Genomic DNA, 12,985 nt, shown 5'->3' on the forward strand with positions numbered 1-12,985 from the left:
ACGTATGGCCGCGATTCATACCTTGTCCTGGTACCACCAACCGATCAGGGGGAGGACTCAGTGAAAGAACACGCGAGGCGGCTGTTCGCGTTGTCAGCGGCGGTCGGCGTAATGGTGACGAGTTTCGCGACCGCCGCCGCGGCCGACCTGCCGAGCGAGCCGTCGACGTGCGTCACCACGACGGGGACCCAGGTCTGCTACTACCCGAATTCGCAGCACCTCAAGGTGTGGGACATCAAGGCGGACGGTCATCACGCCACCGGCAAGCTGATGGACTACAACGCCGACTGGGAGACGCCCTACTGCCAGAACTACAAGGGCAACAACACGATGGTGGAGTGCGACTACAGCTCGATCATCCCGGCCGGGGACCGGGCCGTGCTGCGCGCGATCACGATGGAGGGTGACGAGTGGATCTCCACTAGCTGGAAGATCGTCGAACGCACCTGACCCGGCGAACCGGGGGGAACGGGCGGCCGGGGCGAGATTCCCCGGCCGTTCGCAGCTCGCGCGGCGGATCAGTTCGCGTGGCGGATCGGCTCGCGTGGCGGATCAGTTCGCGCGGCGGATCGGCTCGGGTGGCGGATCAGTCGGTCTGGTGCTGCATCAGCTGCCGCGCGGCCTCGGCGATCGAGCCCGACAGCGACGGGTAGATCGTGATCGTGTGCGCGACCTGGTCGACGGTGAGCTGGTTCTCCACCGCCAACGCGATCGGCATGATCAGCTCGCTGGCCTTGGGCGACACCACGACGCCGCCGACGACCTGCCCGGAGGCGGGCCGGCAGAAGAGCTTGATGAAGCCGTCCTCGATGCCCGCCATCTTCGCGCGGGCGTTGCCGCTCAGGGGCAGCATCACCTCACGGGCCGGCACCTTGCCGCTGATCACGGCTTCCTGGCTCACCCCGACGGTGGCCAGCTCGGGGTCGGTGAAGACGTTGGCCGCGACGGTCTTGAGGCGCAGCGGAGCCACTGCCTCGCCGAGCGCGTGCCACATCGCGATCCGGCCCTGCATCGCCGCGACGCTGGCCAGCGGCAGTACGCCGGTGCAGTCGCCCGCCGCGTAGATGCCCGGCACGTTCGTCCGCGACACCCGGTCGACCGTGACGTAGCCGCCCGGCGCGACGGCGACGCCGTACTCGACGAGACCCAGGTCGGCCGTGTTGGGCACCGAGCCGACCGCCATGAGGCAGTGCGACCCGGTCACGCTGCGGCCGTCGGCCAGCGTCACCTCGACCGTGTCGCCGTTTCGGCGTACGGCCGACGCCCGGGAGTTGTTCATGATCTGCATGCCCCGGGCCCGGAAGACGCGCTCGATCGCCATGGCGGCGTCGGCGTCCTCGTGCGGCATCACCCGGTCGCGGCTGGAGACCAGGGTGACCTGCACTCCCATCGCCAGGTACGCCGACGCGAACTCGGCGCCGGTGACGCCGGAGCCCACCACGATCAGGTGCTCGGGCAGGTCCGGCAGGTCGTAGACCTGACGCCAGGTCAGGATGCGCTCGCCGTCGGGTTCGGCGTCGGCGAGGATGCGCGGCGTCGCGCCGGTCGCGATCAGGACCGTCCCGGCGTCGACCGAATACTCAGGGTGACCGCCGGAGGGCTGGATCTTGACCTTGTGCTGATGCCCGAGGGAGTCCTCACCGAGCCGGGCCCGTCCGTGAACGACGGTTACGCCCGCCTTTATCAACTTGGTATGAATGTCCGTCGACTGCGCGGCGGCGAGCCGCTTCACCCGTTCGTGAACGGCGGGCGCATCGACCGTGATGGCTTCCAAGCCGTCCGAGTGGATGCCGAACCCCTCGGTGTCGCGATACCCGGTGACCACGTCTGAGCTGGCGATGAAGGTCTTCGAAGGCACGCAGTCGTGCAGGACGCACGCGCCGCCGGCGCCGTCGGCCTCGACCACGGTGACGTCCGCGTCGAGTTGTGCGGCGACGAGTGCCGCCTCATAGCCGGCCGGTCCCCCACCGATGATCACAATCCGGTTCACGGCGATTTCCCCTATATGTTCACCCGGTCGTCTGAGCGTCTTCCGAGCCCGCGCGACATGCGACACGCCACGCCATATTCTCTCGTACGCCCCAGGCGGACTATCGTCATCGCCGTGCGTCATTACGCTGCGTACGGCTCCAACCTCGACCCTGCCCGAATGCGAGCCTACTGCCCGCACTCGCCGATGGTCGGCGTGGGCTGGCTGGAAGGCTGGCGGATCACGTTCGCCGGCGAAGAGGTCATCGGGTGGGAAGGCGCCGTCACGACGATCGTCGAGTCGCCGGGCGACCGTGTCTTCGTTTCGCTCTACGACGTGCATCCCTGGGACGAGTCGCAGCTCGACGAAGTCGAGGGCGTCGTCGCGGGCACCTACCGGAAACTGCACGTCCGGGTGCATACGCTCGACGGGGACGTGACGGCCTGGGTCTACGTCTTCAACGGGTACGAGGGCGGGCTGCCGACGGTCTGGTACCTGAACGAGATCGCGAACGCGGCCGCGAAGGCGGGCGCGCCCGACGACTACGTCGCGGACCTGCGTTCCCGGCCCACCCGCAACAACTCGCTCTGACCGGCCCTCCGGACGCCAGTCGATCACCTGCTCAGGGGAACGATCAGGCTGCCGTGGACACGACACGCCGGTCGATCATGACCATAGGTTCATGATCGGCGGGAAGGGCGAGGGCGCTGGGCGGGGCGGGCGCCGGGAAAGGGCGGGTCAGGGGCGGCGGGAAGGGGCCGCGGAGAGGGAGACAGGGGCCGGATGGATGACTTCGGCTAGTCCGGTGACCAGTTCCAGCCATTCGTCGCGCTCCAGGCTGGTCAGGGCGGCCAGCGCCCCGGCCACGATCCGGTCGGCCACCGCGTCCGCCCAGACGCGCCGCCGGGCCAGGTGGCCGACGGCCGGATAGGGCGGCTGCCACCCGTACGCCACGGCGCCGGCCTCACCTTCGGGTCCGGAGAGCAGCGCCTGCACCGGGGAGAGCCCGGCCGCCGTCTGCGCCACCAGGGCAGCCCCGGCCCGCAGCTCGGTGAGCAGGTAGAGGCAGACGCCGGCGAGTTCGGCCGGGGCGTCGTCCGGGACGGGCATCCGCCGCCAGGCCGCGTACAGGGGCATCGCCGTCGCGTCGGCGGATCGCAGGATCCGGCGGGTCAGCACGACGAACCGGGGCAGGCCGGGGAGCCCGGTCAACTCGTCGCGCCCCCAGCGGCAGCACTGCGCCATCCGTTCGGCGGCGATCATCGGGACCGGCATGATCGCCGCGGCCGACTCGTACGCCTCGCGTACGGCGTCGGGGTGGATCTGTCCCAGGGCGGAGGCCGCGACGTGCGCGTCGACGTCGCCGAGGGCGCCCGCCCGGCCGGCGACGGTGAAGACCCAGGCGGACAGCCCCAGTTCGCGGGCATGCCGCAGCGTACGCGGGCACCGCGTCCACGCGCTCCCCAACGCCTCGATGCTTGGACGGCTGGCGGCCGCGGTCTGCTCCGGCGTCACGCCAGAGAAGATTACGCGGTAACCGTTGTGCCCGGCTCGAGGCGGGCGTACTCGCATCGCGCGAGCTTGGCCAGGCTGCCGTCGACGACCATGTGGCCGAACTCGTTGAGCAGTCCGTCGTGGAGGGCGTACACCCGGCGCGGCGAAATGGCCCGGATGAAGTCGACCGACTCCGACGCCTTCAGCCAGGGCCCGCTCACCGGCACGAACAACGTCTCGACGGTCGCGCCCTCGGGGACGTCGAACGAATCGCCCGGGTGGTACACGGAGTCCTCGACGAGGAAGCCGAGATTCGGCACCGGCGTCACCTCCGGATGCAGCAACGCGTGCAGGCCGCCGTAGGCCTTGACGCCGAAGCCGGCCGCCTCGAAGGCGTCGCCCGAGGCCACCGTCCGGGTCGCCCCGTCCAGTGCGGCGAGCTTGGCGACGACCGCCTCGTGGGCGTGCACAGTGACCGAGGGTCGCTTCGCCAGCGTGTCGGCCAGCTTGTCCACGTCCAGGTGATCGAAGTGCTCGTGGGTGATCAGGACCGCGTCCACGCCGTCCAGCGCCGCCGGGTCCGCCCACGGCCCGGGGTCGATGACCAGGACCGCGCCGTCGCGTTCCACACGGACACAGGAATGCTCGAACTTGGTCACTCTCATGAGGATCAGCTTAGGAACCCGGAGGTCCGGGCGCGCGTCATAGGCCCATGTTGGTACGCCGAAAGACCGTAGGGCTCGCGTTGGCGAGCCTGGCGCTGGTGTTCGTCGCAGGTTGTGGCGCCAGCGACAAGAACTCCACCGACAGCGGTGGAGCCGCCCCGGCGGCAGTCGCCCCGGAAGGCGCCGGCGACCTCGGGTCGAAGACCGGCGCGGATCAGAGCACCACAAGCGAGCAGGGCGGCGGCCAAGTGCCGGAGATCGGCCGGGCGATCGTCTACAACGGCCAGATCACCGTACGCGTCGACGACGTGGAGGCCGCGGCGCAGCGGGTCCGGTCGGCGGCGACGAGCGTCGGCGGCTTCGTGGGCTCGGAGAAGAGCAGCAGCGGCGGTTCGCAGGCGCAGTCGTCGATCACGATCCGCGTTCCTGCGGACAAGTTCGAGCCGGTGCTCGCCGACGCGGCCAAGCTCGGCAAGGAGCTGGACCGCTCGGTCAACGCCGAGGACGTGACCGCCACCGTCGTGGATCTGGAGGCGCGGATCAAGGCGCAGCAGGCCAGTGTGGACAGCGTACGGCGGATGTTCGCGCAGGCGAAGCAGCTGTCCGAGGTCGTGCAACTGGAGCAGGAGCTGTCCCGGCGACAGGCCGAGCTGGACGCGCTGCTGGCCAAGCAGCGCCGGCTCGACGACCTGGTCAAGCTGTCCACCATCACGGTGACGCTGGTCGGCCCGGACACGCCCTATGTGGAGCCGAAGAGCGAGGACCCGTCGTTCCTCGGCGGTCTCCGGGCGGGCTGGGACACTTTCGTCGTCATCCTGAAGGTGGCCGCCGCCGTACTCGGCTTCCTGCTGCCGTTCCTCATCGTGGCCGCAGTCGTGCTCGTTCCGCTGTGGTGGTGGCTGCGCCGCCGCCGGGCGGTTCCGGCAGCTCCGGCGGCTCCGGTGACCGCAGCAGCTCCGGCTCCGGCAGCCCCAACGGCCGCGCCGGACGTGGAGCACAAGCCGACCGAGGAATAGCACGGTCAAGGGGCTCCCGACGGCGGGAGCCCCTTGACGCGTACCACTAGAAGAAGCTGGACAGAGCCGCGAGCGCCGTGTGGACCATGGTCCGGACGCCGTAGCCGATGCAGCGTTCGTCGACGTCGAAGCCGGACTGGTGGATGTCCATCTTGACTTCGCTGCCCGGGGTGCTGGTGCCGAGGCGGATCATCGCGCCCGGCACCTGTTCCAGGTAGAACGCGAAGTCTTCACCCCCCATGCTGATCTCGGCCTCGACCACCCGGTCGGCGCCGAGCGCGGCGCCGGCGGCGGCGGCGATGACGGCGGTCGCCATGCGGTCGTTGATGACCGGTGGCACGCCGCGGGTGTAGCGGACGTCGACGCCCGCGCCGGTGGCCGAGACGACGTCCTTGATGAGGTTCGTGATCAGGTCGGGCGCGGCCTGCCAGGCTTCCTTGTTGAGGATGCGGACGGTGGCCTTGGCCTGGCCCTCGATCGGGATGGCGTTGGCCGCCTCGCCGGCGTGCACCGCGCCGAAGACCATGGACACCCCGGCACGCGGGTCGACCCGGCGGTCCAGCAGGGCCGGCGCGTCCACGATCACCCGGGCGAGCGCGTGCACCAGGTCGGCGGTCAGGTGGGGCCGGGCGGTGTGGCCGCCCTTGCCGGTCAGTCGAACCTCGACCGTGTCGGCGGCGGCGGTGAACGGACCCGAGCGGACCCCGATCAGGCCCACCGGCAGCTGCGGCGCGCAGTGCAGCGCGTAGATGGCGGCGACGTCCTTCAACGCGCCCGCTGAGATCATCTCCGGCGCGCCCGAGGGGAACTTCTCCTCCGAGGGCTGGAACACCAGCCGGACCCGGCCGGGCAGCTCACCGCGCTGGTCGAGCTGGGCCAGCGCGAGGCCGACGCCCAGCAGCACCGTCGTGTGCACGTCGTGGCCGCACGCGTGCGCGGCCCCCGGCACCTGGCTGCGGTAGGGCACGTCCTTGGTGTCCGGCAGCGGCAGCGCGTCGAGGTCGGCCCGCAGTGCGATGACCCGGTCACCGGTGCCGATGTCGCACAGCACTCCGTTGCCACGCGGCAGGAACTTCGGCTGCAGTCCCGCGACGGCCAGCTCCCGGGCGACCAGGGCGGCGGTCTCGAACTCGTGACCGGACAGTTCCGGGTGCGCGTGAATGTGACGGCGTACGGCGACGAGCTCCGCGCCTCGGGAGGCAAGCCAGCGGTCGAGTTGACCGGGCAGCGGATCGGCCCCAGGCAAAGTCTCGGGCCAGGTCGACGTCAGCGTGCTGCTCTCCGGCAGCGTTAGCGCACTCGTCACGGCAAGATCTCGATCTCGATTGACAGTGGGACAAACCTCGACAAGCCTAGCCCCAGACCCGTAACTCTGCGCAACGTCATTGCGGTAGCGGTTGCGTTGCTGAGTGTCACGTCCTCCCAGGTAGAGAGACTCCGTGGCGGTTTTCGTCGTCGGCATGGGCCCTTACACCTCTCACAACGCGTGACGGCTGTGGATGTGACGCACACCCCGTCCACCGGTTACGCGATTCCCCCGCGATGTCCCCTGACGTGCGTGTTCCGTCGGGGTCCCCAGGCACGATCACTCTTTCCCCGGTACGCGCGTCGCACACCTGGTGCGAGTAGTCAACTGAGTGGAGATTCGGGTAAGGCGTTCGGGCGACCGTCGGCGACGAATCGTCCGACCGGCCGCCCCGATCAGAACCGATCGGCCGGGCGGTAGGTCCCCCACACGTCGCGGAGAGCGTGACAGACCTCGCCGACCGTCGCCCGGGCGGCCAACGCCTCCTTCATCGGATAGAGGACGTTCGCCGTACCCTCGGCAGCCCTCTTGAGCTGCGTCAACGCGCTCTCGACCGAACCGTTGTCGCGCTCGCGGCGCAGCCGGGCCAGCCGGTCGGCCTGAGCCTGCTCGATGGACGGATCCACCCGGAGCGGCTCGTAGGGCTCCTCTTCGTCCAGCGTGAACCGGTTCACGCCGACGACCGTGCGCTCGCCGGAGTCGATCTCCTGGGCCACCCGGTACGCCGAGGCCTCGATCTCGCGCTTCTGGAATCCGGCCTCAATGGCGTCCACGGAGGAGCCGTACTCGAAGACGCGCTGGATCAACTCGTCGGCGGCCTCCGCGATCTCGTCGGTGAGCGCCTCGACCACGTAGGACCCGGCGAACGGGTCCACCGTGGCGGTCAGATCCGTCTCGTACGCCAGGATCTGCTGCGTACGCAGGGCGAGGCGGGCCGCCTTCGCCGTGGGCAGCGCGATCGCCTCGTCATAGGAGTTCGTGTGCAGGGATTGCGTACCACCGAGGACGGCGCCCAAACCCTGCACCGCGACCCGGACGAGGTTGACCTCGGGCTGCTGGGCGGTCAACTGCACGCCCGCCGTCTGGGTGTGGAAGCGCAGCATCCACGACTTCGGGTCCTTCGCCCCGAACTCCTCCTTCATGATCCTGGCCCAGAGCCGGCGCGCCGCCCGGAACTTGGCGACCTCCTCCAGCAGGGTCGTCCGGGCCACGAAGAAGAAGGAGAGCCGGGGCGCGAAGTCGTCGACCGCGAGCCCGGCCGCGACCGCCGCCCGGACGTACTCGATGCCGTTGGCCAGCGTGAACGCGATCTCCTGCACGGGCGTCGCGCCCGCTTCGGCCATGTGATAGCCGCTGATGGAGATCGTGTTCCACTTCGGGACCTCGGCCCGGCAGTACGCGAACGTGTCGGCCACCAGCCGCAGGGACGGCTTCGGCGGGAAGATGTACGTGCCCCGGGCGATGTACTCCTTCAGGATGTCGTTCTGGATCGTCCCGTTGAGCGCCTTGCCCGGTACGCCCGACTGCTCCGCGACGAGTTGGTAGAGCAGGAGCAGGACGCTGCCGGGGGCGTTGATCGTCATGCTCGTCGAGACCTTGTCGAGCGGTATGCCGTCGAACAGAACGCCCATGTCCTCGACCGAGTCGATCGCCACGCCGACCTTGCCGACCTCGCCGTGCGCGATCGCCTCGTCGGAGTCGTAGCCCATCTGCGTCGGCAGGTCGAAGGCGACCGAGAGGCCCATCGTGCCCGCCGCGAGCAGTTGGTGATAGCGGGCGTTCGACTCCGCGGCGGTGCCGAATCCGGCGTACTGCCGCATCGTCCAAGGCCGCGTCGTGTACATCGTCGGATAGACGCCCCGGGTGAACGGGTACTCACCCGGCTGCTCGGAGTCGCGTTGCGGCACGTCAGCCGGCCCGTAGACGGGCTTGAGCGGGAAGCCGGACTCGCTTAACCGACGTTCAGTCATACCGCTGATCGTAGGATGAACGGCGCAGACGGCGGATGAGGTCTTTCCCACACGCTCTCTGCCCGCTCTCGTTTGGCGCTGGATCAGGGTTCTCGGTCGAATCATGATCCAAGATTCGACCCGGAACCCTGATCCAGCGCGAAAGCACCTGAGCGTGGGCCGGTGACGGAGAGTGGTCGCCCGGCTCGGCTTTCATTTGCCACATTTCTCACGCAGAATGGGGCGGTTGGCCAATCCCCACCCCGGGTAACCAGGCCCGTCCGACGGCCACTGCACACAGTTCCCCACGAGACGGCGGCAAAGTGACTACCCCCATGCCCACCACCTGGAACAGCTCCCCCGGCGACGGCCGAGCGGCGCCGGGCACCGTGATCGGCGGGCGCTACTCGTTGCGTACCGCCATCGGCACCGGCGGCATGGGCACCGTGTGGCGTGCCTCGGACACTCTGCTCCGGCGCGACGTCGCCGTGAAGGAGGTCGTCTGCCCACCCGGGATGGCGGCGTCCGACCGCGACGCGATGTACGAGCGGACCATGCGGGAGGCCCGAGCCGCCGCCGCGCTGGCCCACCCCTCCGTCGTCCAGGTCTACGACGTCGTCACCGAGGGCGGCCGGCCGTGGATCGTCATGGAACTGCTCGACGCCCGCAGCTTGGCTGACATGGTCATCGAAGGTGGCCCGCTGGCTCCGCGTACGGTGGCCAAGATCGGCGTGGCGTTGCTCGGCGCGCTCGAAGTGGCGCACGCCGCCGGAGTGCTGCACCGGGACGTGAAGCCCGCCAACGTGCTCATCTGCCAGGACGGCCGCTGCGTCCTCACCGACTTCGGCGTGGCCCGGATGCCCAGCGACGTGCAGCTCACGACGCCGGGCATGGTGCTGGGCTCGCCGCACTTCATCTCGCCCGAACGCGCGATGGGGCACGCCTTCGGCCCGCCCAGCGACCTGTTCTCCCTCGGCGTCACCCTGTTCACCGCAGTCGAGGGGCGTCCGCCGTTCGACAAGGGCGACCCGCTGGCGACCATGCATGCCGTGGTCGAGGAGCCGCCGGCGCCGATGCAACTGGCCGGCCCGCTGACCGACGTCCTCGGCGGCCTGCTGATCAAGGACCCGAGCCGCCGGTGGGACGTGCCCCGCGCCCGTGCGACCCTGCGGGAGCTGCTCGCCAACGACCTCGCCCAGCTGCCCAGCACTCCGAGCTACACCGATCCCTGGTCGGTCATGCCCACCCCGCAGGGGCAGTGGACCGACCCGACCGCGGTCGCGCCGACCAGCCCGCCCGTCGGCGGCAAGCCGCCCAAGCAGGTCGGCGGCCGGGCGTTGCTGGCCACCGGGGACATGCCCCAGTTCGGTGCCGCCAATCTGCCCTCCGGCCCGTCGATGGGCGGGGCGATGCAGGCCACCGGCGCGATGCCGCAGCTGCCGACCGGCGCGATGCCGCCCGTCAAGCGCTCCTCGGGCTCACTTCTCGACAAGTTCCGCGACCTGCCCAAGGGCGCCCGGCTGGGTCTCGTCGCCGGGCTCGCCGTCGTCGTGCTCATCGGGACCGTGGCCGCCGCCAGCAAACTGTTCGGCGGTTCCGGCACTCCCGAGGCCGGTTCCACGAGCCCCGGGCCGCAGGCCAGCGCCAGCGCCCCCGTGAGCCCGCAGGCCCAGCCGGTCCTCTACACCGGCAAGGGCTACAAGATCACCTTCCCGGTCGGCTGGAAGAAGGGCACCGGGATCGCCAACGGGATCGAGTACCGCGACCCGAAGGTCTCCAACCGGTATGTCCGGGTCCAGGTCTACTCCGGCAAGAACGTGGACAGCGTGGTCGACTCGAAGGTCAAGGACCTGCAGAAGGCCGGCACCTGCGAGGTCTACGAGCAGGTCGGCATCACGCCCACCACCGTCGCCGCGCAGGACGGCAGCCAGCTCGAATATCTCTGCACCCCGAAGGGCCAGGACCAGCGCCACGGGACCTACACGGTGATCACCTCGGGTGGCAAGACCTATCGCCTCCAGGCCTCCACCGAGGCCAGCGACTGGGACGACGCCAAGGCGGTCTTCGAGCAGATCGCGCAGAGTTTCACCCTGGTCTAGCCGACCGCTCTCGGGAACCCGGGACATCGCGCGGAGCACTGTGCTAAAAATCGCCCATGACCGACCACACCGCGCCAGACCCCGCGCACACCGAGTCGCTGTTGGCCAGCGTCCGCGCCTGGATCGACGACGATCCCGACCCGGCCGATCGCGACGAACTGTCCGCGCTGCTCGACGCGGGGAACACCGCCGAGCTCGCTGACCGCTTCGCCGGGCCGCTGACCTTCGGGACGGCCGGCCTGCGCGGCCCGCTGCGCGCCGGTCCCAACGGCATGAATCTGGCGGTGGTACGCCAGGCGGCGGCGGGCCTGGTCAGTTGGTTGCGAGCGAACGACACGACGGCTGACGAGCCGCTCGTCATCGGGTACGACGCCCGGCGGGGCTCGAAGCAGTTCGCGGAGGAGACCGCGCGGGTGGCGACCGGGGCCGGCCTGCGGGCGCTCGTGATGCCGCGGAACCTGCCGACGCCGCTGCTCGCCTTCGCCGTACGCCACCTCGGCGGCTGCGCGGGTGTGATGGTCACGGCGTCGCACAATCCGCCGCAGGACAACGGATACAAGGTCTACCTGGGCGCTCGGCTCGGTGGCGAACTGGGCGCGGGGGCTCAGATCGTTCCGCCCGTCGACGGCGAGATCTCCGCCCGGATCGCCGCCGTCACGAAGCTAGCCGACGTACCCCTCGGCGACTCCGGGGAGCTGCTCGACGAGTCCATCGTGACGGCGTACCTGGATCGGGCGGCGTCCGTTGTGGACTCCGATGGACCGCGCGACCTGGTGGTGGCGTACACGCCGATGCACGGAGTCGGCGGCCAGGTCGCGGCGGACGCGTTCGTCCGGGCCGGTTTCGCCGAGCCGCACCACGTCGACGCCCAGTGGACCCCCGACGGCACCTTCCCGACGGTCAGCTTCCCGAACCCGGAGGAGCCCGGGGCGATGGATCGCGTGATCGCGCTGGCCAAGCAGGTGAACGCCGACATCGCGATCGCCAGCGACCCGGACGCCGACCGGTGCGCCGTCGCGATCCCGGCCCCGGCCGCGCCCGGCGGCTGGCGGATGCTGCGCGGCGACGAGGTGGGCGTCCTGCTCGCCGATCACCTGATGCGACGCGGCCGCCGCGGCACGTACGCCACCACGATCGTGTCGTCGTCGCTGCTCAAGACGCTCACCGCGGAACGCGGCCTCGGGTACGCCGAAACCCTGACCGGGTTCAAGTGGATCTCCCGATCGGCCGCCGACCTGTGCTTCGGATACGAGGAAGCCCTCGGCTACTGCGTCGACCCCGACGGCGTACGCGACAAGGACGGGATCACCGCCGCCCTCGTGGTGGCCGAACTGGCCGCCGGATTGAAGGCCGAACTGCGTACGCCGGCCGACCGGCTCGACGAGATCGCCGCCCAGCACGGCGTCTACGCCACCGACCAGCTCTCCGTACGCGTCGACGACCTCAGCGAGATCTCCGACGCCATGGCCCGGCTGCGGTCGAAGACCCCGACGACGTTGCTCGACGAACCGGTCAGCTCCGCCGAAGATCTGCAGCCCGACGCCGATGTCGTCATCCTGCGTACGCCCGAATGCCGCGTCGTCGTCCGGCCCTCCGGGACCGAGCCGAAGCTCAAGGCGTACCTGGAGGTGCGGGAACCGGTCGCCGAAGGCGATCTGGCCTCCGCCCGGGAACGCGCGAGCGCCGCACTGACCGCCCTGCGTACGGAGACCGCCGCTGCCCTGGGCATCTGGTCGGTCGCACCCTGATGGTTACCGGTAGGTTGTGAATCCGTGGACGTACTCGTCGTTGATCACCCGCTCGCCCAGTCCCGGCTGACCGCCATGCGCGACGCCCGCACGGACTCCGCGACATTCCGGGCCGCCCTGCACGAGCTGAGCACCATGCTCGCGTACGAGGCCGCGCGTTCCTTCGCGGCCGAGAAGTACCCGGTGCAGACCCCGGTCGCCACCGCGCAGGGCACCAAGCTGGCCAACCCGCCGCTGATCGTGCCGGTGCTGCGCGCCGGGCTCGGCATGGCGGACGCCGTCCTGGCCCTGCTTCCGGAGTCGTCCATGGGCTTCGTCGGGCTGGCCCGCGACGAACACACCTTCGAGCCGCGGGCGTACATGGAGTCGCTGCCGGCCGACCTGCGCGGCCTGCCGGTGCTCGTCCTCGACCCGATGCTGGCCACCGGCGGCTCGCTGGAGCACTGCTGCCGGCTGCTGGTCGACCGGGGCTGCACCGACATCACCGTGCTGAGCGTCATCTGCGCGCCCGAGGGCATCGCCCGCCTGGAGCAGTCCGGGCTGCCGATCCGCCTCGTCACCGCCAGCGTCGACGAGCGGCTCAACGAGCAGATGTTCATCGTCCCCGGCCTCGGCGACGCCGGCGACCGCCAGTTCGGCGGCATGCCCCGTTTCTAACCCCACCCCTCCCCTCACCTACCCCGCCCTTTCGCGCCTTTCGCGCCGATCATGAACTACTTTCGCGCCGATCATGAACTAC

The 12,985-nt window shown here is 70.1% G+C and carries 11 protein-coding genes; 6 read left to right on the plus strand and 5 right to left on the minus strand.

The annotated features are described in order from the left end of the window. Positions 1–60: 60 nt before the first annotated feature. Positions 61–450, plus strand: coding sequence for a hypothetical protein (locus tag AB0H43_RS09035; RefSeq protein ID WP_359998530.1), 390 nt, complete (start codon positions 61–63; stop codon positions 448–450). 136 nt (positions 451–586) lie between these two features. Here the strand turns inward: AB0H43_RS09035 and AB0H43_RS09040 are convergent, their stop codons facing one another. After that, on the minus strand, positions 587–1,990 hold the full coding sequence (locus AB0H43_RS09040; RefSeq protein ID WP_359998532.1) for an NAD(P)H-quinone dehydrogenase: 1,404 nt from the start codon (positions 1,988–1,990) through the stop codon (positions 587–589). 114 nt (positions 1,991–2,104) lie between these two features. On the opposite strand from AB0H43_RS09040, the gene AB0H43_RS09045 reads away from it, so the two are divergent. Then, positions 2,105–2,560, plus strand: a complete 456-nt coding sequence (locus tag AB0H43_RS09045; protein ID WP_359998534.1) for a gamma-glutamylcyclotransferase family protein — start codon at positions 2,105–2,107, stop codon at positions 2,558–2,560. 147 nt (positions 2,561–2,707) lie between these two features. On the opposite strand, the gene AB0H43_RS09050 is transcribed toward AB0H43_RS09045, so the two are convergent. Both AB0H43_RS09050 and AB0H43_RS09055 read right to left on the minus strand, forming a co-directional pair. After that, a complete protein-coding gene (locus tag AB0H43_RS09050) occupies positions 2,708–3,484 on the minus strand; it encodes a hypothetical protein (RefSeq protein ID WP_359998536.1) in 777 nt (258 codons plus the stop codon). 11 nt (positions 3,485–3,495) lie between these two features. Then, the gene (locus AB0H43_RS09055) at positions 3,496–4,128 is read right to left on the minus strand and encodes an MBL fold metallo-hydrolase (protein WP_359998538.1); all 633 of its coding nucleotides are present in this window, start codon (positions 4,126–4,128) and stop codon (positions 3,496–3,498) included. Between the two features lie 47 nt (positions 4,129–4,175). On the opposite strand from AB0H43_RS09055, the gene AB0H43_RS09060 reads away from it, so the two are divergent. After that, positions 4,176–5,144 carry a DUF4349 domain-containing protein gene (locus AB0H43_RS09060; protein WP_359998540.1) on the plus strand — a complete coding sequence of 323 codons (969 nt, stop codon included), beginning with the start codon at positions 4,176–4,178 and terminating at the stop codon, positions 5,142–5,144. A 46-nt stretch (positions 5,145–5,190) separates the two neighbouring features. Here the strand turns inward: AB0H43_RS09060 and AB0H43_RS09065 are convergent, their stop codons facing one another. Next, on the minus strand, positions 5,191–6,450 hold the full coding sequence (locus AB0H43_RS09065; protein WP_359998542.1) for an amidohydrolase: 1,260 nt from the start codon (positions 6,448–6,450) through the stop codon (positions 5,191–5,193). A 395-nt stretch (positions 6,451–6,845) separates the two neighbouring features. After that, positions 6,846–8,420, minus strand: a complete 1,575-nt coding sequence (locus AB0H43_RS09070) for an acyl-CoA mutase large subunit family protein (protein WP_359998543.1) — start codon at positions 8,418–8,420, stop codon at positions 6,846–6,848. A 314-nt stretch (positions 8,421–8,734) separates the two neighbouring features. On the opposite strand from AB0H43_RS09070, the gene AB0H43_RS09075 reads away from it, so the two are divergent. From AB0H43_RS09075 to upp, 3 genes are read left to right on the plus strand one after another with little or no spacing between them, the layout of a single operon-like run. Continuing rightward, a complete protein-coding gene (locus AB0H43_RS09075) occupies positions 8,735–10,498 on the plus strand; it encodes a protein kinase (protein WP_359998545.1) in 1,764 nt (587 codons plus the stop codon). Between the two features lie 56 nt (positions 10,499–10,554). Next, the gene (locus tag AB0H43_RS09080) at positions 10,555–12,246 is read left to right on the plus strand and encodes a phospho-sugar mutase (RefSeq protein WP_359998547.1); all 1,692 of its coding nucleotides are present in this window, start codon (positions 10,555–10,557) and stop codon (positions 12,244–12,246) included. A gap of 24 nt (positions 12,247–12,270) precedes the next feature. Beyond that, on the plus strand, positions 12,271–12,903 hold the full coding sequence (gene upp / locus AB0H43_RS09085; protein ID WP_359998548.1) for a uracil phosphoribosyltransferase: 633 nt from the start codon (positions 12,271–12,273) through the stop codon (positions 12,901–12,903). The last annotated feature ends 82 nt before the right edge of the window (positions 12,904–12,985 follow it).

It is taken from the genome of Hamadaea sp. NPDC050747, from assembly GCF_040654195.1.
Taxonomy (GTDB): domain Bacteria; phylum Actinomycetota; class Actinomycetes; order Mycobacteriales; family Micromonosporaceae; genus Hamadaea.